At 71.5% G+C, this 23229-nt stretch carries 26 protein-coding genes and 1 pseudogene; 18 read left to right on the top strand and 9 right to left on the bottom strand.

Annotation, left to right across the window (positions count from 1 at the left end):
* Positions 1-543, bottom strand: a 543-nt coding sequence (locus tag DI573_RS03115) for a class I SAM-dependent methyltransferase (protein WP_292810532.1), incomplete at its 3' end; no start/stop codon positions are given.
* Between the two features lie 103 nt (positions 544-646).
* On the opposite strand from DI573_RS03115, the gene DI573_RS03110 reads away from it, so the two are divergent.
* Together DI573_RS03110 and DI573_RS03105 are read left to right on the top strand one after the other, a co-directional pair.
* Positions 647-2116 carry an SDR family oxidoreductase gene (locus DI573_RS03110; protein ID WP_292810530.1) on the top strand — a complete coding sequence of 490 codons (1470 nt, stop codon included), beginning with the start codon at positions 647-649 and terminating at the stop codon, positions 2114-2116.
* A 36-nt stretch (positions 2117-2152) separates the two neighbouring features.
* Complete coding sequence (locus DI573_RS03105; RefSeq protein WP_292810528.1) at positions 2153-2944, top strand: alpha/beta fold hydrolase; 792 nt, start codon at positions 2153-2155, stop codon at positions 2942-2944.
* Between the two features lie 74 nt (positions 2945-3018).
* Here the strand turns inward: DI573_RS03105 and DI573_RS03100 are convergent, their stop codons facing one another.
* From DI573_RS03100 to DI573_RS03095, 3 genes and pseudogenes are all read right to left on the bottom strand, one after another.
* On the bottom strand, positions 3019-4083 hold the full coding sequence (locus tag DI573_RS03100) for an FAD-dependent oxidoreductase (protein WP_363331330.1): 1065 nt from the start codon (positions 4081-4083) through the stop codon (positions 3019-3021).
* Positions 4084-4154: 71 nt separating this feature from the next.
* Positions 4155-4256, bottom strand: a pseudogene (locus DI573_RS14730) (NAD(P)-binding protein); the annotation flags it as partial.
* Positions 4257-4350: 94 nt separating this feature from the next.
* A complete protein-coding gene (locus DI573_RS03095; protein WP_292810525.1) occupies positions 4351-4791 on the bottom strand; it encodes a DUF1801 domain-containing protein in 441 nt (146 codons plus the stop codon).
* Between the two features lie 98 nt (positions 4792-4889).
* Here DI573_RS03095 and DI573_RS03090 point away from each other — a divergent pair, with 98 nt between their 5' ends.
* Both DI573_RS03090 and DI573_RS03085 read left to right on the top strand, forming a co-directional pair.
* Positions 4890-5561 carry an acyl-CoA synthetase gene (locus tag DI573_RS03090; protein ID WP_292810523.1) on the top strand — a complete coding sequence of 224 codons (672 nt, stop codon included), beginning with the start codon at positions 4890-4892 and terminating at the stop codon, positions 5559-5561.
* Positions 5558-5866, top strand: coding sequence for an amino acid transporter (locus tag DI573_RS03085; protein WP_292810521.1), 309 nt, complete (start codon positions 5558-5560; stop codon positions 5864-5866). The genes DI573_RS03090 and DI573_RS03085 overlap by 4 nt, the downstream gene beginning before the upstream one ends.
* A 182-nt stretch (positions 5867-6048) precedes the next feature.
* Here DI573_RS03085 and purB read toward each other — a convergent pair whose 3' ends face one another.
* Positions 6049-7428 (bottom strand): adenylosuccinate lyase, encoded by a 1380-nt coding sequence (gene purB, locus DI573_RS03080; protein WP_292810519.1) that lies wholly within the window; start codon positions 7426-7428, stop codon positions 6049-6051.
* Positions 7425-7967, bottom strand: a complete 543-nt coding sequence (locus tag DI573_RS03075) for a low molecular weight protein-tyrosine-phosphatase (protein WP_292810517.1) — start codon at positions 7965-7967, stop codon at positions 7425-7427. Before DI573_RS03075 ends, purB begins: the two co-directional genes overlap by 4 nt.
* 147 nt (positions 7968-8114) lie before the next feature.
* On the opposite strand from DI573_RS03075, the gene DI573_RS03070 reads away from it, so the two are divergent.
* Both DI573_RS03070 and DI573_RS03065 read left to right on the top strand, forming a co-directional pair.
* On the top strand, positions 8115-8417 hold the full coding sequence (locus DI573_RS03070) for a hypothetical protein (RefSeq protein WP_292810515.1): 303 nt from the start codon (positions 8115-8117) through the stop codon (positions 8415-8417).
* Complete coding sequence (locus DI573_RS03065; RefSeq protein WP_292810512.1) at positions 8414-9913, top strand: hypothetical protein; 1500 nt, start codon at positions 8414-8416, stop codon at positions 9911-9913. Before DI573_RS03070 ends, DI573_RS03065 begins: the two co-directional genes overlap by 4 nt.
* Here the strand turns inward: DI573_RS03065 and DI573_RS03060 are convergent.
* The 3 genes from DI573_RS03060 to DI573_RS03050 are packed head-to-tail and all read right to left on the bottom strand — an operon-like array spanning position 9885 to position 10910.
* On the bottom strand, positions 9885-10277 hold the full coding sequence (locus tag DI573_RS03060; protein WP_292810536.1) for a phage holin family protein: 393 nt from the start codon (positions 10275-10277) through the stop codon (positions 9885-9887). The genes DI573_RS03065 and DI573_RS03060 overlap by 29 nt on opposite strands.
* A 55-nt stretch (positions 10278-10332) precedes the next feature.
* Positions 10333-10707: a type II toxin-antitoxin system death-on-curing family toxin gene (locus DI573_RS03055; RefSeq protein WP_292810510.1), complete on the bottom strand. Its 375-nt coding sequence runs from the start codon at positions 10705-10707 to the stop codon at positions 10333-10335.
* Positions 10704-10910 carry a hypothetical protein gene (locus tag DI573_RS03050; protein WP_292810508.1) on the bottom strand — a complete coding sequence of 69 codons (207 nt, stop codon included), beginning with the start codon at positions 10908-10910 and terminating at the stop codon, positions 10704-10706. The genes DI573_RS03055 and DI573_RS03050 overlap by 4 nt, the downstream gene beginning before the upstream one ends.
* Before the next feature lie 99 nt (positions 10911-11009).
* On the opposite strand from DI573_RS03050, the gene DI573_RS03045 reads away from it, so the two are divergent.
* From DI573_RS03045 to DI573_RS02990, 12 genes are all read left to right on the top strand, one after another.
* A complete protein-coding gene (locus tag DI573_RS03045) occupies positions 11010-12140 on the top strand; it encodes a histidinol-phosphate transaminase (protein ID WP_292810506.1) in 1131 nt (376 codons plus the stop codon).
* A 5-nt stretch (positions 12141-12145) separates the two neighbouring features.
* A complete protein-coding gene (locus DI573_RS03040) occupies positions 12146-13276 on the top strand; it encodes a thiamine pyrophosphate-dependent dehydrogenase E1 component subunit alpha (protein ID WP_292810504.1) in 1131 nt (376 codons plus the stop codon).
* Positions 13273-14256: an alpha-ketoacid dehydrogenase subunit beta gene (locus tag DI573_RS03035; RefSeq protein WP_292810502.1), complete on the top strand. Its 984-nt coding sequence runs from the start codon at positions 13273-13275 to the stop codon at positions 14254-14256. Before DI573_RS03040 ends, DI573_RS03035 begins: the two co-directional genes overlap by 4 nt.
* A gap of 136 nt (positions 14257-14392) precedes the next feature.
* Positions 14393-15739, top strand: coding sequence for a dihydrolipoamide acetyltransferase family protein (locus DI573_RS03030; protein WP_292810499.1), 1347 nt, complete (start codon positions 14393-14395; stop codon positions 15737-15739).
* Between the two features lie 112 nt (positions 15740-15851).
* Positions 15852-16865, top strand: coding sequence for a zinc ABC transporter substrate-binding protein (locus tag DI573_RS03025; RefSeq protein WP_292810497.1), 1014 nt, complete (start codon positions 15852-15854; stop codon positions 16863-16865).
* Positions 16862-17674 carry a metal ABC transporter ATP-binding protein gene (locus DI573_RS03020; RefSeq protein WP_292810495.1) on the top strand — a complete coding sequence of 271 codons (813 nt, stop codon included), beginning with the start codon at positions 16862-16864 and terminating at the stop codon, positions 17672-17674. The genes DI573_RS03025 and DI573_RS03020 overlap by 4 nt, the downstream gene beginning before the upstream one ends.
* Positions 17671-18561, top strand: a complete 891-nt coding sequence (locus DI573_RS03015; RefSeq protein ID WP_292810493.1) for a metal ABC transporter permease — start codon at positions 17671-17673, stop codon at positions 18559-18561. Before DI573_RS03020 ends, DI573_RS03015 begins: the two co-directional genes overlap by 4 nt.
* A gap of 10 nt (positions 18562-18571) precedes the next feature.
* Positions 18572-18985: a transcriptional repressor gene (locus DI573_RS03010; protein ID WP_292810491.1), complete on the top strand. Its 414-nt coding sequence runs from the start codon at positions 18572-18574 to the stop codon at positions 18983-18985.
* Positions 18986-19052: 67 nt separating this feature from the next.
* Complete coding sequence (locus DI573_RS03005) at positions 19053-20045, top strand: permease (RefSeq protein ID WP_292810534.1); 993 nt, start codon at positions 19053-19055, stop codon at positions 20043-20045.
* A complete protein-coding gene (locus DI573_RS03000; protein WP_292810489.1) occupies positions 20038-20991 on the top strand; it encodes a DUF1980 domain-containing protein in 954 nt (317 codons plus the stop codon). The genes DI573_RS03005 and DI573_RS03000 overlap by 8 nt, the downstream gene beginning before the upstream one ends.
* On the top strand, positions 20981-22399 hold the full coding sequence (locus tag DI573_RS02995) for a hypothetical protein (RefSeq protein WP_292810488.1): 1419 nt from the start codon (positions 20981-20983) through the stop codon (positions 22397-22399). The genes DI573_RS03000 and DI573_RS02995 overlap by 11 nt, the downstream gene beginning before the upstream one ends.
* A complete protein-coding gene (locus DI573_RS02990) occupies positions 22396-23166 on the top strand; it encodes a DNA-3-methyladenine glycosylase (protein ID WP_292810486.1) in 771 nt (256 codons plus the stop codon). Before DI573_RS02995 ends, DI573_RS02990 begins: the two co-directional genes overlap by 4 nt.
* Positions 23167-23229 lie beyond the last annotated feature (63 nt).

The raw sequence follows: 23229 nt of genomic DNA, 5'->3' as shown, positions 1-23229 counted from the left end.
GTCGTCGAGCGCCAGGTCGACGAGCTCGCTTGCCGGGGTCGGAAAGTGCGATCGGTGCGCGTGCTTCTCCGCGAAGGTCGCCGCGGCCCACGGCGGTGGCGCCGCGTGCGAAACGATCAGCAGGTGGCCGCCCTGAGCGACACGCTCGGCCGCGCGGCGGAGGATCTTCGTGCGGGGCAGCTCGACCATCGACTGCAGAAAGCTGGCGGTGACCAGGTCGTACGTCTCTTCGCTCTCCCACGTCGCGAGGTCAGCGGCGACGAACGACGCTCGATGGATGTCGAGCCCCGCCGCTCGGGCCGCCTCGGTCGCGCGCCGCACGGCCGTCGGCGAGAGGTCGACTCCGGTCGCGGCCCATCCCCGGCGGGCGAGCCAGATGACGTCGCCCCCTTCGCCGCAGCCGAGATCGAGTGCGGATCCGACCTCGAGGTCCGCGACCGCCTCGACGAGCGAGGCGTTGGCGGCACCCGACCATACGGCGCTGCGAGAGGCATACCTGCTCTCCCAGTGGGTGACGGGATCCTCGTCGCTGTCGTCATGCACAGGGTCGAGCTTCGCGCGCGCCGGGCGCGGGCGCAAACGAGATGGCTTTCGGGCGCCTGCTTCGGCGGCTCCGCACGCAACGGACCCCGGCGTAGAATCGCGTGTGCCCTCCCAGCCCCCCGCCGCCCCGAGCGGCATCGACCCCGCCGACCTCGCCACGACCCTGCGCGTGCTGGCGGGCATGGCCGCGGTCGACGAGACGCACCCTGACTACGTCGCCGTCCGCCGCGCGACGGCGGCGATGTTCAAGGCCGTCAAGAAGGAACGCCGTCGCGAGATCCGCGAGGCGATCCAGCGCGCCGACCGCAGCGTCGTCGCAGCCACGGCCACCGGAGCGCCCGACCGTATCGACGACGAGACGCGCGGCATCCCGATCAGCACCCGCACGACGACGCCGACGGCGGGCACGCTCCTCAAGGCGCGCGGATGCTACATCTGCAAGCAGCCGTACACCCTGGTCGACGCCTTCTATCACCAGCTTTGCCCCGACTGCGCGGCGATGAGCCACGCCAAACGCGACGCCCGCACCGACCTGACCGGCAGGCGGGCGCTGCTCACGGGCGGACGCGCCAAGATCGGCATGTACATCGCGCTCCGGCTGCTGCGCGACGGCGCCCACACGACGATCACCACGAGGTTTCCGCGCGACGCCGTGCGGCGCTTCTCCGGCCTGCCCGACGCCGCCGACTGGATCCATCGCCTGAAGATCGTCGGAATCGACCTGCGCGACCCGGCGCAGGTGATCGGCCTCGCCGACGACGTCGCGGCGGCAGGGCCGCTCGACATCCTGATCAACAACGCCGCGCAGACGGTGCGGCGCTCGCCGGGGGCCTATCAACCGCTGGTGGATGCCGAGCTCGCGCCCCTGCCCGAGGGGCCGCTGCCCGAGCTGGTCACCTTCGGGCACACGAATGACCAGCACCCGCAGGCGCTCGAGCGCTCGGTCGCGGCGCACCCCGTGCTCGCGGCCGCGGCGGCGCGGGCCGACGCGCTCACCGAGCAGGCGATGGCGGCGGGATCCAGCTCGCTCGACCGGCTCGCGGCGGGCACCGCGATCGACGCCGGAGGTCTTGTGCCCGACCTGCACGACGTCAACTCGTGGACGCAGTCGGTGGACCAGGTCGATCCGCTCGAGATGCTCGAGGTGCAGCTGGCGAACACGACGGCCCCGTTCCTGCTCGTCTCCAAACTCCGCGTCTCCCTGGCGGCGAGCCCCGCGCGGCGCACCTACATCGTCAACGTCAGCGCGATGGAGGGTGTGTTCGGTCGCGGATACAAGGGCCCCGGCCACCCCCACACCAACATGGCCAAGGCGGCGCTGAACATGCTCACGCGCACGAGCGCCCGCGAGATGCTCGAGAGCGACGGCATCCTGATGACGAGCGTCGACACGGGCTGGATCACCGACGAACGGCCCCACCCGACGAAGGTCCGCCTGGCGGAGGAGGGCTTCCACGCACCCCTCGACCTCGTGGACGGCGCCGCGCGGGTCTATGACCCGATCGTCCGCGGCGAGGCCGGGGAGGACGTGTTCGGCGTCTTCCTCAAGGATTACGCGCCCGGCTCCTGGTGAGGTCTGCCCGGGTGCGTAGGTGGGATGCTGGGAGCCATGACCGCCCCCTCCCTGCTGACCGAGATGCCCGATCCCCAGTTCGTGATGTCGAACGAGGGTCACCGGATCGCGACCTACACGTGGGGCGACCCGCAGGCAGACCCCGTGCTGTGCGTGCACGGGTTCTCATCGAGCTGCCGCGACAACTGGGTCAACACCGGGTGGGTGCGAGATTTGACGCGCGCGGGGTATCGGGTGGTCGGTGTCGATCAGCGCGGTCACGGGGCGAGTGACAAACCGCACGACCCCCGGGCCTACACGATGGACGCCCTGATCGCAGACCTCGAGATCGTGCTCGACACCTACCTGGTCGACGAGGCCCGCTACGTCGGGTACTCCCTCGGCGCACGGGTGGGGTGGCAACTGGCGGTCGAGGAGTCGCTGCGCGTCTCGCGCGCGGTTCTGGGCGGCATTCCGGATGGCACGCCGCTCGGCCGCCTCAAGCTCGATGAGGCCCGCGCGTTCGTCGAGCACGGCACCGAGATCACCGACAAGACCACGCGCAACTATGTCACGCTCTCCGAGCGCGTGGCGGGCAACGACCTGCGCTCGCTCGTGGCGCTCGCGGAGGGCATGCGCCTCGGCGACGCCGACCCGGATCCCGCCGATCCGCCTCGGCAGCCGATCCTGTTCGCGACGGGCAGCGAAGACGCGATCCTCGAACGCTCTCGTGCCCTCGCCGAGGCCACGCCGCACGGTTCGTTCGTCGAGATCCCCGGGCGCCATCACTTCAACACCCCCGGCTCGCGCGACTTCCGCGCCGCGGCAGTCGAGTTCCTGGCGGGCTGAGGGCGGGTTCCGCGCGGGCGGTGCCCTTCGACAGGCTCAGGGCGCGGGTCCGGGCTCGGGGCGCGGGTCCGGGCTCAGGGCGTGCGTGCGAGGTCGGCGATGATCGCCCGCGCGCCTCGCTCGCCCGAGACCAGCGCACCCTGGATCGAGGCCGTGTCGCGGTGATCTCCGGCGACGTAGACGCCCGGCTGGGCCCTGACCGACCGGCGTGTGCGCAGCGGAGCCGGCTGCGCCGGCAATGCGTCGGCGATGTCGTCTCGCCGCAGCAGGCGCCACGTCGAGGCCTCAGAGCCCCAGAGCTCGACGAGCTGCCGCCGCACCACAGCTTCCGTGGCTGCGGGTCGCCCGGCCCCGAGCAGGCAGGTCGCCTGCACGAGGTGCATGCCGTGGGGTGCATATGACGGTGCCGTCGCGCTCATCACGGCGGTGTTCACGATCGGTCCGTCGCGCCGCCCGTCGACGGTGAGCAGGGGGGATGCCGCCGGTACGGCCTCCGCGGCGAACCACCACGTCTGCAGACCCTTCATCGCCGGTGCCGGTAGCGAGGTCAGCGCGGGCAGTGCGCGCGGATCGACCGCGACGAGGACGGCGCGCGCGGACATCGTCTCGGCATCGTCGACGGAGACCTCCGTGCGATCTCGCCGCGCGGACAGGCCGACCACGCGCCGAGACACGCGGATGCCGGCACCCGCCGCGCGCGCGTAGGCGGCCAACTGCGCGGGCAGCGCGGCGATCCCCCGATCGGGCACACCCGGACGCCCGAGGATGAACATCCGCACCAGAAGGCGGGCGAAGGCGTCCGATGTCCCTCCGGCATCCTCCGCGAGCACGCCGGAGAGGAACGGCTCGAGGACCTCCGTGCGGAGGGGCCCGCGCAGGCCCACACGATCCCAGCCATCCCGCAGGGCGCGGTCGGCACCGCCGATGACGGCCGCGGGCCGCGCCAGCACCGGCGCGGTCCAGCGGGCGAGGGCGACAGCATCCCGAGGCCCGATCAGCCCGCTGCGCAGCGTGGCCGGCAGCCGACGTGGATGTCGGAGGGGGTGTGCGAGCTCGGCGAAGCCGGACGCACGCCGCACCCGCACGCCGACCGGAAAGGCGCGCATCCGCAGGGACTGCGCGTCGACCCAGCGCCGCACAGCGGGATAGGCGGGTTGAGCACCTGGAAACCGCGATCGAGCAGGAACCCGTCGACGCGATCGGTGCGCTGGCGCCCGCCGACGGCGCCCGCCGCCTCGAGCACGACGACGTCGAGCCCTGCTCGCGCGAGACGTTCGGCGGCGCGCAGGCCGGCCAGGCCCGCTCCGATCACGATGACGTCGTGCGTCTCCACCCGATCGAGCCTAGGGGCCGCCGCCCCCGTCGCGGCCGGTGCGGCGCCGGCGGGGGAGGCGACCGGTGCCGGATCAGTCGAGTGCGCGCCGCACGAGGTCGGCGATCCGCTTCTCGGTCGCGGCACTCATCGACACGAGGGCGAAGGACGTCGGCCACATCTCGCCGTCGTCGAGGCTCGCCCCGTCGTTGAAGCCGAACGTGCAGTACCGGCTCTCGAACTTCGTCGCCGCCTGGAAGAAGCACAGCACCTTGCCGTCCTTGGCGTAGGCGGGCATCCCGTACCAGAGCTTCGGATCGAGCTGGGGTGCGGTGGTCACGACGATCGCGTGCACGCGCTCTGCGAGGGCGCGTTCGTCGGTGGGCATCTCGGCGATCTTCTCGAGAACGGCCTGAGCTTGATCGGCTTTCTTCGCGCCGCCCTTCTGCGCGCGCAACTCGGCGGCGCGCTCCTTCATCGCCGCACGCTCGGCTTCGGTGAAGCCGTCGGTCTCGGTGTCCGTATTCGCGGCCATGATGTCCTCTCGGTCCGTCCGATCGTCGGCTACCCGGCGGTCGTCGCTGCGCCACGACCTAGACTGGAGGCATCCCCACGTCTACACAAGGTTCCGCCGTGTCCAGCCCGTCCGCACCCGCCGCCAGCCCCGCCGCACCCGCGCAGCGCTTCGCGTTGCGCCACGTGCAGCTCTCGCGCGCCGCGATCGCGGCGATCGCGGCGATCATGATCACCTTCTCGGGCGATCATTCCGCCGCTGTGGGGCTCGCCGTCTTCAGCGGCTTCGGCATCGCCACCGCGCTCGTGCTCTTCGCGGCCGGGTGGCTCACCTATCCCGCGGGCCGCCGCGCAGCGCCGGTCTCGATCGGAGCCTTCTCGCTCGTGGCGGGCATGCTCGCGGGCGTCGGTCCGTGGCGCTCGAGCGCCCTCTTCTTCGGCATCATCATCGTGTGGGCCCTCACCACGGGCGTGATCGAGCTCGTCGCGGGACTGCGCGATCGCCGCCGTGCAGAGGTGCCGCGGCCCGAGGCGCGCGACACCCTCACGGTCGGGGTCATCACGCTCGCGCTCGCCGCGGGAACGTCCCTCGTCCCCGCCGGGTACGCGCTGGAGTACACGATCGCCGAAGCCGACGCGACCTACACCCTGACGGGAACGGTCATCGCCGTCGGTGTCTTCGGGGCCTACGCGGCGATCGTCGCGGTGTACCTCGCGATCGCGGGCTTCTCCCCGCGGCAGCCGGTGGCAGCATCCACCCCCGAACCCGCACGTTCCGAGGACCACGCATGAGCGACCGACCCACCCGCCGAGACCTGTTGCGCCCCGTGCAGCTGCTGGGCATCGCCTTCGCGTGCGCCGTTTTCGCGGGCGGCGTGACCTTCATGACCGCCGGTGGGTTCCAGCCCGCTGTCGGTGCGGCGTCCGCGCTGCCGCTCACCGGGATCGTCGCCGGCATCACCTTCATCGTGGTGCTGCTCGGCCTGTCGTTGCTGCTTCTCGCGGTCGACCCCGCCGAGGTCGAGCGCCCGATCGACCGCCCGGTGCTGCTGCCCGACGAGGACGACCGGCCCCCGGCATCCGGCCCCACGGCCTGACGCGCGCCTCGCCGGTCGGGGCCCGCGCGGCCGTGCCCGACCCGGCCTCGGGCGCCCGCGGCCGGCGAACCCACACTTTTGCAGCGACCCACCACACGTCGATTGGTGGCTCGCTGCAAAAATGTGGGTTCGCCGCGTGTGAGGCGCGCGGGCGCGCGACGCGCCGCGACGGATGCTGTCGCTCAGGCCTCGTCGACGAGCTGTGCCGCGAGTCCCGTATATGTGGCGGGGGTGAGTGCGAGCAGGCGCTCGCGGGCCGCATCGCCGATCTCGAGCCCGCCGATGAACACGGCGAGGTCGGCGGCGCCCACACGACGGCCCCGGGTGAGCTCCTTCAGCAACGCGTAGGGGTCGCTGATCGATGACCGGCCCGCGACGACCTCGGCGCGCACGACGGTCTGGATCGCCTCGCCGAGCACCTCCCAGTTTGCGTCGAGGTCGGCCAGCAGCAGGTCGGCGGCGAGCGAGATCTCGCCGAGCCCGCGCCGCAGGTTGTCGAGCGCGAGCAGCGAGTGCCCGAAGGCGACGCCGATGTTGCGCTGGGTCGACGAGTCGGTGAGGTCGCGCTGGAGGCGCGAGGTGACGAGCGTCTGCGACAGCGAGCCGAACAGCGCTCCTGCGATCTCGAGGTTGGCCTCGGCGTTCTCGAACCGGATGGGGTTGATCTTGTGCGGCATCGTCGACGAGCCCGTCGCGCCGGCGACCGGGATCTGCGTGAAGTAGCCGAGCGAGATGTAGGTCCAGACATCCGTCGCGAGGTTGTGCAGGATCCCGCCCGCGTGACGCGCGAGGTCGTACAGCTCGACCTGCCAGTCGTGCGATTCGATCTGGGTGGTCAGCGGGTTGAAGTCGAGCCCGAGGGATTCGACGAACTCGCGGGCGACGAGCGGCCAGTTCACCTCGGGCGCGGCGGCGAGATGCGCCGACCAGGTGCCGGTCGCGCCCGAGAACTTGCCGAGGTACTCGGAGGCCTCGATGCGCGCCGCGACGCGCTGCAGGCGCGCGGCGAAGACGGCGAGCTCCTTGCCCATCGTGGTCGGGGTCGCCGGCTGGCCGTGCGTGCGGGAGAGCATGGGTGCGTCGCGGTGCTCGGCGGAGAGCTGCCTCAGACGCTCGATCACGGCACGCAGCGCGGGCAGCCACACCTGCGTGACGGCGCGCTGCACGGTGAGCGCGTACGAGAGGGAGTTGATGTCCTCGCTCGTGCACGCGAAGTGTGTGAGCTCGGCGATCGCGTCGAGATCGAGCGCGGCGAGGCGATCGCGCACGAGGTACTCGACGGCCTTGACGTCGTGCCGGGTCACGGCCTCGCGCTCGGCGAGCCAGTCGATCTCCGCCTGCCCGAATGTCAGGTACAGCGCCCGCAGCGCGGTCTTCTTGTCGTCGGGCAGGGGGTGCGTGCCGAACAGGGAACGATCCGTCAGCGTGATCAGCCACTCGACCTCGACCTCGACGCGGGCGCGGTTCAGGCCCGCCTCCGAGAGGTGGTCGGCGAGCGCGGTGACAACCGGTCGGTAGCGCCCGTCGAGGGGGCTCAGCGGCTGAGGGGGAAGCGTGGTCACGATCCGGCTCCGTACGGCAGTGAGGTGGGACGCGACCCCGGCCGGATGGCGGGCTCCAGCTGGTGGAACAGCGAGCGGGTCGCGCTCTCGATCATACCCAGCACCTCATCGAACTTCGCGGGGCCCGCGTAGTAGGGGTCGGGGACGTCGAGGGCCGTGGCCTGCGGCTCGAAGCCCAGCAGCAGCGCAACCTTGTCGGCGTCGTCGTCGCGGCGCGCCCACCCGCGCAGGATCCGCTCGTGACTGCGATCCAGCGCGATCACGAGGTCGTTCGTGTCGAACGAGTCGGTCGTGAACTGCCGGGCGCGATGCAGGCCGCCGTCGTAGCCCCGCCGCTCGAGCGCGGCGAGCGTGCGATGGTCGGCGCGCTCACCGACGTGCCAGTCGCCGGTGCCGGCGCTGGTCGAGTGCACGCGCGAAGCGAGTCCTGCCCGCTCGGCGAGGGTGCGCAGCACGACCTCGGCCATGGGGGAGCGGCAGATGTTTCCGGTGCAGACGAACACCACCCGGAACGGCGCGGCAGCCGGTGGCGTCGTCATGTCCCCCATTCTGCCGGGATGCACCGCCGCCGACACCCCCGCCCTGCGCACGGCCGCACGTCCTCCCCAGTGGCTCGCGTCGCTGCGCTCTCCCCGAGACCGTCGGGGTGGATGCTGCGCCCCCGGTCCGCGGGCGATTCTGGGCGGATGCCGCCCCCGCCGCCCCCGCCTCCTGCCCCCGCGTCGGGATCCGATGTGCTCTCGCTGTGGAGTGCCGGGCTGGTGGCCCAGGCGCAGCTCGCCGCGTCGACGGCGTTGGCGGATCTGGAGGCCATCGAGGTCGAGCTCGGTGTCCTCGCCGCGCGCGTCGCCTGGCAGAGCCCCGCGGCCGAGGCGTTCCGCGATCTCGCATCGGCGTGCCGTGGCGCCGTGCGCACGCTCGTGGGCGAGGTCGACACCGCACGCGACGAACTGCGGGTCCTTGCTCGATCCGTGGCGCCGGTGTCGTGAGCGACGAGCTCGACATCCGCTCCGGTGGCGCGGTGCACGTCGACACGGCGAGCCTCCGCGCGGCGCGGGACACGGCCTCGGCGCTCGCCGAGCGTGTGCGGGAGGCGCGGAGGGGCCTGCAGTACGCGGCTCGATGCGTCGCCGGCCTGACGAGCGCGGAGGGGCGATCGGCGCTGTGGGGCGCGGATGCCACGCTGGCGCGCGAGGCGCTGGCCGCCGAGCATCTCGCGGGCCGGCTCGAGGAGTTGGCCCACGATCTCGGCGCGGCGGCCGACCTCTACGAGATCGTCGAGCTGGAGGCGCGACTCATGCTCGCGACCGCGGCCGGGGAGGTGATCGAGCGGGCGGCGATCGAGGAGCGTGTGCTCGCGCTGGGTCGAGAACGATGGGGCTGGGCAGGTGGCATCTCGCCGCTGGTCACCTTCGGGCTGGCGCGCGCCGCGCGCGAGCCCGAATCCGTCGGCGGTCTCGCCGCGCAGGCGCATCTCGGCGGCTGGCTGCCCGGCGGCCCGATGGGAGCGGCGTCGGCCGGCGCGAGCGTCGCGCTGCTCTCGGGCGCGGCCTGGCTGCTCAATGCCGGTCATCGATCCGCGCGGCCGGGCACGCCGCGGATCCCCTCGGCGTCGTCGCCCGGCGGCCCCGCCCCCGCGGGACCGCCGCCGATCCTCGGCCGCAGCCCGGCGCTGGGCCCGCCGCCTCCGTTCGCGGGGGCGCCGGCCGCGCCGACGGCTCCGCCGCCTGACGTCTCGCCGGTCCGCACGAGAGCGGAGGTGCGTGCGCCGGCGGGTCTCGCGGGCGCGGCCGCCCGGATCCCCGGCGGGGCGGACTCGCGGGTGAGGGTCGAGCGCTACGACATGCCCGACGGTTCGCGGGAGTGGGCGGTGTACATCACGGGCACGCAGGAGTTCGGTGCGATCGTGCCGCGCTCGGCGGGTGATCCCTTCGACATGGCCTCGAATCTGCAGCTGTATGCGGGGCAGGGGTCTGCGTCGTACGACGCCGTGGTCGAGGCGATGCGCCAGTCGGGAGTCGCGCCGGGTGAGCCGGTGCACGCCCTCGCGCACTCGCAGGGGGCGCTGATCGGGCAGGCGCTAGCGACGGCGGGGGAGTTCGACGTGCGCACCGTCGTCGCGTTCGGATCCCCGACGCCGTCGACCGTCGCATCCGACGTGCTGTCGGTCGATGTCCGCCACACCGACGACGTCGTCGCCGCCCTCGCAGGGCCCCCGCGCGCCGAGCCGATCGGGGCACCGGGCAGCATGGTGGTGCAGCGTCTGGCCGACCCGCTCCCGGGGCCGCACGATCTCGGCATCCCGGCGCACCACATGCAGGCCTACATCGAGACCGCCGGGCTGATCGATGCGTCACCCGATCCGCGCGCCGCGCGGCTGTCCGAGCTGTGGACCGAGCTCGGCACCGCCGAGCGGGTGACGTCGACCGAGTACTCCGCGCGGCGGCAGGGGGCGCTCAGTCCTCGCGCCGGGGCCGCAGGATGATGCCGAAGATCCAGTTGATGATCGAGATGATCAGGGCGGCCAGCACTCCCCACCAGAAGTCGCCGACGTCCAGGCCGAAGCCGAAGAACGACGTGATCCACGCCGTGAACCACAGCAGAAAACCGTTGATCACGAGCGAGATGAGGCCGAGCGTGAGGATGTAAAGAGGAAAGGCGAGCACCTTGATGACGGTGCCGATCACGGTGTTGACGATCGCGAAGATCGCGGCCACCAACAGGAGGGTGAGCACGAGCTGCAGGGTCTCGCCGGGTGCGAAGGGCGTGACGGACACCTGCAGGGCGGGCATCAGGGTCACGACCCAGATGGCGAAGGCGTTGACGACGACGCGGACGATGAAGCGCATGATGGCCCAGTCTGGCACGGGCCGCTTCGCGCTCGCGAGGGCTCGGGGCGTCGGATCAGCCGCCGAGCGGCACGAGGTGAGTGCGCACCGTCTCGGCGATCTCGTCGAGCTCGAGCGCGCCCTCGGCGACACCGACCACCAGATCGAACGCGGCATCGGCGGTGAAGTCGTGCCGGTACCCGTTCACCCACAGGAACGCGACAGTCAGCGTCCAACCGCTGCGCTTGTTTCCGTCGACGAAGGCACGATTTCGCACGACACTTTCGAGCAATGCCGCGGCCTTCAGCTCGATACTCGCGTAGGCGTCCTCGCCGAAGAGAGTCGTCGCAGGGCGAGCGAGAGCGGAGGCGAGTAGTCCCGCATCCCTCACGTGGAACCCCATCCGTCGTGCGACGTGCATGGCGTCGTCGAGGCTGAGAAACTCGGTCACGCGTCTTCGAGTCTGCTCATCAGTTCGGCATCATGAGCCAGGACGAAGTCGACGGCCGCATCCACCTGATCGATGCGGGATCGTCGCGCGATGATCAGTTCCGCGCCGCGCAGGAGCAGCGAGTGCTTGGAGACATGTTCTTCCTCGGCGATGCGATTCAGCGCGCGGTCGAGGTCAGCGGGAAGTCGCACCGTCATGGCCATACCGAAATGGTACCAATACCGGATCGGTACCACCTCGGATCCTCGCCGACCGGGCGCGGACGCGGGGCGACAGCATCCCCCGCTCGTAGACTCGACGGCGTGACCGACGCCGCACCCACGCCCCCGCACGACGACGCTCCGGTGCGCATCCGCCCCGAGATCGCCGCGCTGCCGGCCTACAAGCAGGGCAAGCAGGCCGACGCGAGCGCGCACAAGCTCTCGAGCAACGAGAATCCCTTCGATCCGCTGCCCGGTGTGCTCGAGGCGCTGAACGCGGCAGCCGCGATCAACCGCTACCCCGACGCCACAGCCGGGCGCCTTCGCGACGCGCTCGCCGACCGGTACGACGTGCCGGTGGATGCTGTCCACGCCGCCGCCGGCAGCGTCTCGATCCTCGCGCAGCTGATCTCCGCGGTCGCGGGGCCCGGCGACGAGATCGTCTACGCGTGGCGTTCGTTCGAGGCCTATCCCATGCTGGTCACCGTGACGGGGGCGACGAGCGTCACCGTGCCCCTCGACGCCGACGCGCGGCACGACCTCGACGCGATGGCCGACGCGATCACCCCGCGCACGCGGGCCGTCATCGTCTGCAGCCCCAACAACCCGACCGGCCCGGCCGTGCATCGCGACGAGTTCGCGCGATTCGTGGCGCGGGTGCCCGCCGACGTGCTGATCATCCTCGACGAGGCCTACGCGGAGTTCGTCACCGACCCGGATGCCGTCGACGGGCTGGGCGCCGAAGGATTCACGGGGCACGCGAATGTGGTGATTCTGCGCACCTTCTCGAAGGCGTACGGCCTGGCGGGCCTGCGCATCGGCTACGCGATCGGCCACCCGCGCATCCTCGACGCGGCTCGAAGCACGGCGGTGCCACTGTCGGTGACGGCGCACGCGGAGGAGGCCGCGCTGGCGAGTCTCGCCGTCGAGGAGGCGCTGGTCGAGCGCGTCGCGACGATCGTGGAGCGCCGCGACCGGCTCGCCGCCGCCCTGCGCGAGATCGGCTGGGCGGTGCCCGAGCCGCACGGCAACTTCGTCTGGCTCGCCACCCGCGAGCGCACCCTCGAGGTTGCGGAGCAGTTCGAGCGTGCCGGATTGATCGTCCGGCCGTTCGCGGGCGACGGCATCCGCATCAGCGTCGGAGAGGAAGAATCTGTCGACAAGGTCCTACGGGTTGCGGCATCCGTTGTCGAGAACCTACCCCGGCACCCCTCTCCCGGAACGTTAGGTTAGGGCAGGTGACCCCGCTCGAATCCCCGGACGTCGTGCGTCTGCTCACGGCCGACGGAACACTCGCGCCCACCCCCGCCGCCGAGAAGTACCGACCGATCATCGACGCCCTCGGCGACGCCGACCTCGAGCGGTTCTATCGCGACATGGTCGTCGTGCGGGCCTTCGATCGTGAGGCGACCAACCTGCAGCGGCAGGGTCAGCTCGCCCTCTGGCCGCCGAGTTTCGGGCAGGAGGCGGCACAGGTGGGGTCAGCCCACGCCGCCCGTCCGCAGGATCACCTCTTTCCCTCCTACCGCGAGCATGTGGTCTGCATGATCCGCGGTGTCGACCCCGTCGACATCGTCCGGCTCATGAAGGGGCTCACCCACGGCGGGTGGGATCCGACGGATCCCGCCAACGGCAACACGCACATCTACACGCTCGTGCTCGGCTCGCAGACGCTGCACGCGGCGGGCTTCGGCATGGGTCTGGCATTCGACGGCCGGTGCGGCACGGGTGACCCCGAACGCGACGAGGCCGTCATCGTCTACTACGGCGACGGCGCCTCGAGTCAGGGCGACGTGCACGAGGCGATGGTCTTCGCGGCGAGCTTCGATGCGCCGCAGGTCTTCTTCCTGCAGAACAATCAGTGGGCGATCTCGGTTCCCGTCGCCACGCAGTCCAAGGCGCCTCTCGTCGACCGTGCGGCGGGCTACGGCATCCCGAGCGTGCAGGTCGATGGCAACGATGTGCTCGCCAGCTACGCCGTGAGCCGCACCGCCCTCGACGAGGCGCGCGCCGGTGGCGGACCGCGCGCGATCGAGGCCGTGACCTACCGCATGGGCGCGCACACCACGAGCGACGACCCCACGAAGTACCGCACGAGCGACGAAGAGCGTGCGTGGGCGCAGCGCGACCCGATCGCGCGCATGCGCGCGTTCCTCGAGGGGCGCGGGGCGGCGCAGGGCTTCTTCGACGGCATCGACGAGCAGGGACGGGATGTCGCGGCCGACGTCCGCGCGCGCACGATGGCCCTCGAGGGCCTGCGCGCCGACGACATGTTCGAGCACGTCTACTCCGAGCCGCACCCGCTGATGGAGGCTCAACGCGCCTGGTTGCGCGACTACGAGGCATCCTTCGAGGGGGGCCAGGCATGAGCGCCGCGACCACGATGCCGCTCAGCCGCGCCCTGAACGCGGGGCTGCGCAAGGCGCTCGAAGACAGTGATCGTGTGCTGCTGATGGGCGAGGACATCGGTCCGCTGGGCGGGGTGTTCCGCGTGACGGAGGGTCTGCAGGCCGACTTCGGCTCGCGCCGCGTGATCGACACCCCGCTCGCCGAGTCGGGCATCGTCGGCACCGCGATCGGCCTCGCGATGGCCGGGTTCCGTCCCGTCCTCGAGATCCAGTTCGACGGATTCGTCTTCCCCGCCTTCGACCAGATCACGACGCAGCTGGCGAAGATCACCAATCGGCACGAGGGCGCCCTCCGCATGCCGATCGTCATCCGCATTCCCTACGGCGGGCACATCGGCGCCGTCGAGCACCACCAGGAGAGCCCCGAGGCGTACTTCGCACACACTCCGGGTCTGCGGGTCGTCAGCCCGTCGACGGCGAACGACGCCTACTGGATGATCCAGGACGCGATCGCCTCGGATGATCCCGTCATCTTCCTCGAGCCCAAGAGCCGCTACTGGCAGAAGGGCGAGGTCGACACGTCGGCGCGTGCGCTGCCTCTGCACGCGAGCCGGATCGTCCGCCGCGGCACCGATGTCACCCTCGTGGGGCACGGCGCGATGGTGACGACGCTGCTGCAGGCCGCCGCCCTCGCCGAGGGCGAGGGGGTCAGCTGCGAGGTCGTCGATGTGCGTTCGCTGTCTCCGGTGGACTACGACCCGATCCTCGAGTCGGTGCGCTCCACGGGCCGCATGGTCTACGCGCAGGAGGCCCCCGGGTTCGTCAGCGTGGGCAGCGAGATCTCGGCGACCGTGATGGAGCGCGCCTTCTACTCCCTCGAGGCGCCGGTGCTGCGGGTGTCGGGCTTCGACACCCCGTTCCCGCCGGCGAAGCTCGAGGGTGTGTACCTGCCCGACGCCGACCGCGTCCTTGAGGCCGTCGACCGGGCCCTGGCGTACTGAGAGACCAACCGATGACCCCGCAGGCGGCACAACACTCCGGAGCAACGCTGCTGCGGGTCGCGCTGCGGCGCTCACACCGCCCGCTCGACTCCGGTTCTCCGGAGTGTTGTGCCCGTAGACCCGAGAGGATCACTCGATGAGCACCCAGACATTCCTTCTCCCCGACGTCGGGGAGGGCCTGACCGAGGCCGAGATCGTCGCGTGGCGGGTGGCTCCGGGCGACCAGGTCGCGGTCAATGACGTGCTCGTCGAGATCGAGACGGCCAAGTCACTCGTCGAGCTGCCCTCGCCCTTTGCGGGCACCGTCGGCGAACTGCTCGCCGACGAGGGTGCCACGGTCGAGGTCGGAGCGGCGATCATCACGATCGCGGACGCCGCAGCCTCCGCGCCCGCCGCGCCGCCGGCGCCGGCCGCCGCGGCCGCGGACGAGGCCGGCGGGTCGGTGCTGGTCGGGTACGGCACGGGCGGCCATGTGCAGTCCCGCCGGCGCCCGCGCGCTGCGGCTCCCGTCGCCGCGGCGGTCGGCGCGGTCGCGAAGCCGCCGATCCGGAAGCTCGCGAAGGATCTCGGCGTCGATCTGACGGCGGTTCAGCCCTCCGGAACCGCGGGCGAGGTGACCCGCGACGACGTGATGCGGCACGCCTCGCAGGCGAGCGTGTTCCGCAACATCGAGACTCCGGAGTGGGGCGATGTGCGGGAAGAGACGATCCCCGTTCCGGCCCCCGCTGCGACCGCGGCCGATGCGCCGGCCGCTTCCGCGGCGGCGGTCTCGATGGACGCCTCTCGCGAGGAGTCCATCCCGGTGCGGGGTGTTCGAAAGGCCACCGCCAGTGCGATGACCAGCAGCGCCTACACCGCCCCACACGTGTCGGTGTGGGTCGACGTCGACGCCTCGCGCACGATGGAACTGGTCAAGCGACTCAAGGCCTCGCCGGACTTCGCCGACGTCAAGGTCTCGCCTCTTCTGATCATGGCGCGCGCCGTGATCTGGGCCGTGCGCCGCACGCCGATGGTCAATGCCGCCTGGATCGACACCGACGAGGGCGCGCAGATCCGCGTGCGCCACTACGTCAACCTCGGCATCGCGGCCGCGACCCCTCGGGGGCTGCTGGTGCCGAACATCAAGGACGCGCAGGAGCTGAACACCCGTGAGCTGGCGCGCGCACTCGAGAAGCTCACGCTCACCGCACGCGAGGGCAAGACGACGCCCGACGATCAGCGCGGGGGCACGATCACGATCACCAACATCGGCGTCTTCGGCGTCGACGCGGGCACGCCGATCATCAACCCCGGCGAGGTCGGCATCATCGCGCTCGGCGCGATCCGGCAGAAGCCGTGGGTCGTCGACGGCGAGGTGCGTCCGCGCTGGGTCACGACCGTGTCGGGCTCCTTCGATCACCGCGTGGTCGACGGCGACGGTGTCTCCCGCTTCGTGGCGGACGTCGCGTCGGTGCTCGAGGAGCCCGCCCTCCTCCTCGACTGACTTCGCGCGCCCTCGGCCGGTGCGCAGGCCTCGCGCGCCGTGAGCTCGTCGAAGGGCCCAGCCCGGCATCCCTCAATTTGAGAATGATTATCACTAGCTTTAGACTCGTCATGTGACCCGCACTCGACGTCTCCTGCCTCTGTTCGCCCTTCCGGCCGTGTCGGCCCTGGCTCTCGCCGGCTGCGCCTCCGGCGCCGATGCCGACGCGAGCGGCGCCGACACCGACGCGATCACCGTCGTCGCCTCGACCGACGTCTACGCCGACATCGCGCAGCAGGTCGCCGGCGACGCCGTCGAGGTCAGCGCGATCATCACCTCATCGGCACAGGACCCCCACGACTTCGAGCCGAGCGCGCAGGACCAGCTCACGGTGTCGCGCGCCGACCTCATCATCGAGAACGGGGGAGGCTACGACTCCTTCATCGACGCGCTCATCGATTCCAGCGGCGCCGGCGCGCACGTGATCACCGCCTCCGAGTTCTCGCACGACTACCCGGGCGCCGAGGAGCACTCCGACGAAGAGACGGAAGGCGAGCACAGCGACGAACACGCAGAAGACGAACACGCAGAAGACGAGCACGCCGGCCACGACCACATCGAGGGTTTCAACGAGCACGTCTGGTACGACCCCCACACCATGGCGCACGTCGCCGAGGCGATCGCCGAGGAGCTCGCCGAACTGCTTCCCGACGAGGCTGCGACCTTCGAGGCCAACGCCGAGGCGTTCGCCGCCGAGATCGAGACGATCGAAGAAGCGCTCGCCGAGGTGGATGCTGCGCACGGCGGTGCCCGGATCTTCGTCACCGAACCGGTCTCGGTCTACCTCGCGGCCGCCGCGGGCCTCGACAACGTCACACCCGAGGCCTTCAGCGAGGCCGTCGAGGAGGGACAGGACGTGCCCCCCGCGACCCTGCTCGAGGCCCTCGACCTGCTCTCCTCCGGTGAGGTCGCCCTCGTGATCGCGAACACCCAGACCGGCGGCGCCGAGACGACGCAGGTGCTCGATGCAACCGAGACGGACGGCATCCCGGTGATCGAATTCTCCGAAACGCTGCCGGAGGGCCAGACTTACATCTCGTGGATGCTGGAGAACGTCGAGGCGATCTCGGCCGCGCTGGCCGGGTGAGTCCCGCACGACCCCTCGAGATCCGCGGCGCCGCGCTGCGCCGCGGCGAGCGGGAGCTCTGGCGCGGCCTGGATCTCGAGGTCGAGCCCGGCGAGTTCCTCGCGGTGCTCGGACCGAGCGGGTCGGGAAAGACGACGCTGCTGCGCGCGATCCTCGGTCTCGAGCCGCTCTCGGAAGGGGCGATCACCGCTCTGGGCGAGCCGGTGCGCGCCGCGGGAAACCGCCGGATCGGGTACATCCCGCAGTCGCGACCCCTGCCCCGCGATGCCGCCCTGCGCGGACGCGACCTCGTCGCGCTCGGCGTCAACGGCCATCGCTTCGGCCTCCCCATCCCCCGCCGCGCCGATCGGGAGCGCGTCGATGCACTGCTCGATGCGGTCGGCGCGCGCGATTTCGCCGATCGTCCGGTCGGGCAGCTCTCGGGCGGCGAACAGCAGCGGCTGCGCGCGGGGCAGGCACTGGCCGACGACCCGCGGCTGCTGCTGTGCGACGAGCCGCTGACGAGCCTCGACCTCGCCAACCAGCAGGCGGTCATCGGCCTGATCGACCGTCATCGCCGCACCACGGGTGCCGCTGTACTCTTCGTCACGCACGACATCAACCCGGTGCTCGACAAGGTCGATCGCATCCTCTACCTGGCGGGCGGCCGGTTCACCCTCGGCCGTCCCGACGAGGTGCTGGACTCCCGGGTGCTCTCCGACCTGTACGGCGCGCCCGTCTTCGTGCTGCGCGCCGGTGGCCGGCTCGTGGTGGTCGGGGCCCCCGACGCTGAAGAGTCCCACCATCACCACGATGAGGAGCACCCGTGAGCTGGGCCGACGTGTGGGAGGCGATGTTCGGCGGTCTCGCCGACTACGGCGACATCCTCGCCCTGGTGTCCAACTCGGTCCTCGCCGGCGCGGTGCTCGGTCTCGTGGGTGGTCTCATCGGCGTCTTCGTCATGCAGCGCGACATGGCCTTCGCCGTGCACGGCATCAGCGAGCTGTCGTTCGCCGGAGCCGCCGCCGCACTGCTGATCGGGGTGGATGTCGTCGCCGGATCCATCGTCGGATCGATCGTCGCCGCGATGCTCATCGGGTGGTTGGGTGCCCGCGCGCGCGACCGCAACTCGATCATCGGCGTTCTCATGCCCTTCGGACTGGGCCTGGGCATCCTCTTCCTGTCGTTGTACAGCGGCCGCAGTGCTAACCGCTTCAGCCTGCTGACGGGGCAGATCGTCTCGGTTCAGAGCGGGCAGCTGGGCTGGCTCATCGGCATCAGCGTCGTCGTGCTCGCCGGGTTGGTGCTCATCTGGCGACCGCTGCGCTTCGACTCGCTCGACCCGCAGTCCGCCGCCGCGCGCGGCGTTCCGACGACGCTCGTGTCGATGGCCTTCATGCTGCTGCTCGGTCTGATCGTCGCCGTGAGCGTGCACATCATCGGCGCGCTGCTCGTCATGGCGCTGCTGGTCACCCCCGCGGCCGCGGCGATGCGGGTGGCGTCGGGGCCCGTGTCGGTGCCGCTGCTCGCGGCGGGCTTCGGTTTCGTCTCGGCCGTGGGCGGCATCCTGCTCGCGATCGCGGGCACGCTGCCCGTGAGCCCCTACATCACGACGATCTCGTTCCTGATCTACGTCGTGTGCCGGGTGATCGCATGGCGCCGCTCTTCGGGCGCGCACAGGCGGCGCACACCGGCCTCCAAGCACCCCGAGGCTTAGACTTCTCCCCATGGCCAAGCGCAACACGTGGCAACGCGACCGCGTCCGCGATGCCCTCGGCGGGGCCCGGGGGTTCGTCAGCGCGCAGTCGCTGCACGCGACCCTGCGCGACGAGGGCACCGGCATCGGTCTGGCGACCGTGTACCGGGCACTCGCCGACCTCGCGGCGGGCGGCGAGGCCGACAATCTACAGAGTCCCGACGGCGAGAGCCTGTATCGGGCGTGTGTGAGCGCCGGACACCACCACCATCTGATCTGCCGCTCGTGCGGCCTCACCGTCGAGATCGAGGCGACCGACGTCGAGCAGTGGGCGCAGCGCACCGCGGCCGCGAACGGATTCACGGAGGCGGAGCACGTCGTCGACATCTTCGGGCTGTGCACGGCCTGCGCCACGGCACGGACCGACGAGCGTGGCAGCCTCTAGCGGCGGGCGCACGACGACCGCGCCGGATCCCGCGCCCACCGGGTCGTCGCCCGTGCGTACCGCGCGCCTGCACGCCCGCGGGACCGTTCCGCTCATCGGTGCCGCGATCGGCCTGGCCGTCGTCGGGGTGCTCGTCGCGATCGACGTGTGGGCTCCGACACTCTTCTCGGCGTCGCTGCCCACGCGGGCGCAGGACGGGTTCACGCTCGGCCTGAGCGTGCTGATCGAGTCCCTGCCCTTCATCGCCCTGGGTCTTGTGCTCTCGATCGTCGTGCAGGTGTGGGTGCCGGCAGGACTGCTCGAGGTGTGGATGCCGCGCCGGGCGTGGGCGCGCCGCATGGTGCTGTCGCTGCTCGGCATGTTCCTGCCGGTGTGCGAGTGCGGCAACGTCCCGCTCGCACGCGGGTTGCTGATCCGCGGATTCACGGTGCCCGAGACGCTGACCTTCCTCATCGCCGCGCCCATCGTCAACCCGATCGTGATCCTCACGACGCATCAGGCGTTCGGCTGGGACGGCGGCATCCTCGTGGCACGCCTGCTCGGCGGCTACGCGATCGCGAACCTGATCGGATGGCTGTACTCGCGGCATCCGAATCCCGACGCCCTGCTCACCGATCGGTTCCGTGCCGAGTGCGCGTTCGACGAGCACCTGCACGGAACGCGCGTACAGCGCAGCCTCGAACTGTTCGTGCGCGAGCTGCGCGCCGTCATGCCCGCGCTGATCATCGGCTCGGCGATCGCCGGCGCCGTGCAGGTGCTCGTGCCCCGCGACGTGCTGATCGCGATCGGCTCGAACCCCGTGCTGTCGATCTTCGCGATGATCCTGCTCGGGCTGACGGTCGCGATCTGCTCCAATGTCGACGCGTTCTTCGCGCTGTCGTTCGCCTCGACGTTCACGCCGGGCTCGATCGTCGCCTTCCTGCTCGTGGGTCCGCTCGTCGATGTCAAGATGCTCGCGCTCATGCGCACGACCTTCACGACGCGCACGCTCGCGGGCATGGTGGCGGTCGTGATCAGCGCGGCCTTCGTCATCGCCGTGGGGGTGAACCTCTTTGCGTGACCGGTGGACCGGAGGGCGCGCGCTGGGCCTGCGCTGGCTCGGCGTGGGGCTCGCGAGCGCCCTCGCCGTCGTGACCCTGGGGCTGTGGGCGACCGGACGCATCGGCCTGTACATCAACCCCGACGCGGCCTGGTGGGCGGTGTCGATGTCGATCCTGCTGCTCGTCGTGGGCGTCGCCTCGTGCGCGGTGCCGATCTCTCGCGACGAGCACGATCACGCCGGTGGGCACGCGCCCGATGCCGCCTCCGCGCCCCCCGCGTCCGCCGCGCCCGATGCCGCGTCCGCCGCGCCCGATGCCGCGGCCGCCGCCGCCGCCCCACCCACGCGCGCCCGGGCACGGGATGCTGCTCGCCTGTCGCATCGTGCGGGTCCGGGCGCATCCCACCCGCAGTTCGCGACAGGCGAGCAGCACGACGACCGCACCGACGCCCCCCGTCGGGCGCCGTTCGCCGCCGCGGCCACCGCGATCGGGGCCGTGATCTCGACGGTGTTCGTCACGCTCGCGGTCGCGCTGCCCCCGGCATCCCTCTCGGCGGAGCTCGCGCTCGCCCGCTCGACCGGCGCGCCACCCGTGCTCTCGACCTCGGCGACGCTGGCGCTGGCGTCTTCGGACGACACCTCCTCTTTCGGCGTGGGGGAGTGGGCGTCGGTGCTGGCGACCACGACGGATCCCGCGCGGTTCGTGGGCGAGCCCGCGACTCTCGTCGGCTTCGTCGCGCCCGGCGAGGACGGCACCTTCGACCTGACGCGCCTCGTCATCGTGCACTGCGTCATCGACGCCCAGGCCGCCAGCGTCCCCGTCACGGTGAGGGACGTGGACGGCGACCTCGAACCGGGGCAATGGGTGGAGGTCTCGGGCGAATTCGCGAGGCAGGGCGGCGGCCTCGTGCTGCAGCCGGCCAGCGTGCAGGCGGTCGCCGAGCCGGGGGACCCGTATGAGTACTGAGCCCGCAACCCGCGCCGCGCGTCGCCGCCGTGCCGGTGGGGGCTTCACGCGGATGCTCGCCATCGTGATCGCCGGCCTCGTCGTCGCCGGCGCCGTGGGCGCCGCGGTCAGCCTGGCTCAGGGCCCGCGGGTCAGCGCCGTCGCGGTCGATGCCCAGGCCGCCGCGGAGGCCGCGGGTCAGCGCATCGTCTTCACCACCAACCAGCCGCTCGCCGAGATCGACCCCGCGCAGGTGAGTGTAGAGCCCGCTGCCGCTTTCACCCTCGAGGCGGCCGGGCGCAACATCGCCGTCGAGTTCACGTATCCGCTCGACCCCGACACCGAGTACCGCGTCGAGATCACGGGGGTCGAGGGCTCCTCGGGCGGGCCGACCGCGACTCTCGCGCACGCGTTCACCACCGGCATCCCGCCCCTCTACGTGCTGCAGCGGCGGGCCGACGAGGACGATGTCATCTTCTCCAGCAATCTCGCGGGCGACGAGGCGGTTCCGGTGCACACGGCGGCGCAGATCGAGGATTTCCGTGCCTCCCGCGACGGCATCGTCGTGCACACGACCGATGCGGACGGGGCCGCCGCGCTCTCGGTCGTGACGGGCGAGGGGGATCCCGCCGAGTTCACGATGCCCGGGGAGGGCACGATCACGACGCTCCAGGCGGCCGACCACGGCGGTCTCGTCGGCTACACCTACACCGACCTCGACATCGGCGCGGGCGGCGGGATCGAGGCGGCGCTGTACCTCGCTCGCATGGACGATCCCGCGGCCGAGCCGACACGGATCGAGGTGGGCGAAGACGCGCGCGTCGTGCAGTGGGCGTTCGTGCCGCAGACCTCCGCGCTTGTCGTGCTGACCTTCGACGGGCAGTTGCGCCTGGTCGAGACCCGCGACCTCGATGCCGAGCCGGTGCTGCTGGGCGGCGCGCTGGCGCTCTCGGGCGTCGAGCGCGGCACGGGACGAGTGATCGTCGAACGCACCGAGGGCACCGTCGTGCTGGATCTCACCGACCTTTCGGAAGAGCCCCTCGTCGCCGCCGAAGGCGCGGAGGCGCTCGGCATCCCGGGGCCCGTCACCCCGACCGTCGAGGGAGCGACCCTGCGCACCTTCACGCAGATGGGGGCCGACGGGTTTCCGCAATCGCAGCTCATCGCCTCCGTCGCTGCGGACGGCGCCGTGACCCCTCTGCTCGAGCTCACCGATCGAGGGGATGCCGTCATGCAGACGTGCGCGTCGCCGAGCGGTCGCTACGCGGCCGTGATCGTCGCCCCCGATCTGGCAGAGAACCCCTACGACCTCTACACCCGTCCCCTTCCGGAGCGGCTCGAGACGACGATCGTCGACACGGCGGACGCGGAGGTGGTCACGACCCTCCAGGGCACCGACATCTCCTGGTGCGCCGTGGCGATGCCGTGACCGAGGGGCGCCGGTCTACATTCAGTCGCGGGCATCGACCGGCGACCCGCGACGATCTCGAGGCGCTTCCGCTCGAGATCGCTCCGCGTCTGCTCGGCGCGCTTCTCACGACCCAGGTCGAGGGCGAGCTCGTCGTCGTGCGCCTGACCGAGGTCGAGGCGTACCACGGGCTCGGCACCGGGGCCGTGCCCGATCCCGGTTCGCACGCGCGCGGCGGACAGACCGCGCGCAACGCCACGATGTGGGGTGAGCCCGGCCATCTGTACGTCTACCTGAGCCACGGAATCCATTCGTGCGTCAACGTCGTGTGCGGCCCCGACGGCGTGGCCGGCGGAGTGCTGCTGCGCGCCGGCGAGATCGTCGAGGGGCAGGATGTCGCCGTGCGACGCCGTCCGCGGGCGCAGACCGCGCGCGACCTCGCCCGCGGACCCGGCCGGCTCGGCCAGGCTCTGGGCCTGCGGCACCCCGCCCACGATGGGATCGACGCGATTGTCGGACGCGGAGGGGTCGCAGCTGAGGCCGGGGTCGCAGCTGAGGGCGGGGTCGCCGCGGAGGGAGGGGTCATGGCGCTCGGACCCGAGCGCGCGGGCGCCCGGGCGCGGTTGGACCTGCCGCGCGCGGCCGCCGCATCCATTTCGGCGGGCCCGCGTGTGGGCGTGGCGGGGGTCGCCGGCACGCACGAGTTTCCCTGGCGATTCTGGATCGCCGGCGACCCGACCGTGTCTTCGTTTCGGTGGGGCAGGGGTGCGGCACCTCCTTCCGCGTGAGACTCGTGCGACCTCTAGAACATAGATCGCATTCTCACCTTGATCAAAATAGAACATGTGTAC

The organism is Microbacterium sp., assembly GCF_003248605.1.
Taxonomy (GTDB): domain Bacteria; phylum Actinomycetota; class Actinomycetes; order Actinomycetales; family Microbacteriaceae; genus Microbacterium.
Note: the sequence above shows the minus strand (reverse complement) of the source record. Positions and strands in the feature narration are given on the sequence as shown.

Bases quoted from the DNA above. Each gene is read 5' to 3' on its own strand.
- DI573_RS03105 (WP_292810528.1), top strand. From the start codon at position 2,153: ATGACCGCCCCCTCCCTGCTGACCGAGATGCCCGATCCCCAGTTCGTG.
- DI573_RS03095 (WP_292810525.1), bottom strand. From the start codon at position 4,791: ATGGCCGCGAATACGGACACCGAGACCGACGGCTTCACCGAAGCCGAG.
- DI573_RS03085 (WP_292810521.1), top strand. From the start codon at position 5,558: ATGAGCGACCGACCCACCCGCCGAGACCTGTTGCGCCCCGTGCAGCTG.
- DI573_RS03075 (WP_292810517.1), bottom strand. From the start codon at position 7,967: ATGACGACGCCACCGGCTGCCGCGCCGTTCCGGGTGGTGTTCGTCTGC.
- DI573_RS03070 (WP_292810515.1), top strand. From the start codon at position 8,115: ATGCCGCCCCCGCCGCCCCCGCCTCCTGCCCCCGCGTCGGGATCCGAT.
- DI573_RS03060 (WP_292810536.1), bottom strand. From the start codon at position 10,277: ATGCGCTTCATCGTCCGCGTCGTCGTCAACGCCTTCGCCATCTGGGTC.
- DI573_RS03050 (WP_292810508.1), bottom strand. From the start codon at position 10,910: ATGGCCATGACGGTGCGACTTCCCGCTGACCTCGACCGCGCGCTGAAT.
- DI573_RS03035 (WP_292810502.1), top strand. From the start codon at position 13,273: ATGAGCGCCGCGACCACGATGCCGCTCAGCCGCGCCCTGAACGCGGGG.
- DI573_RS03030 (WP_292810499.1), top strand. From the start codon at position 14,393: ATGAGCACCCAGACATTCCTTCTCCCCGACGTCGGGGAGGGCCTGACC.
- DI573_RS03010 (WP_292810491.1), top strand. From the start codon at position 18,572: ATGGCCAAGCGCAACACGTGGCAACGCGACCGCGTCCGCGATGCCCTC.
- DI573_RS02995 (WP_292810488.1), top strand. From the start codon at position 20,981: ATGAGTACTGAGCCCGCAACCCGCGCCGCGCGTCGCCGCCGTGCCGGT.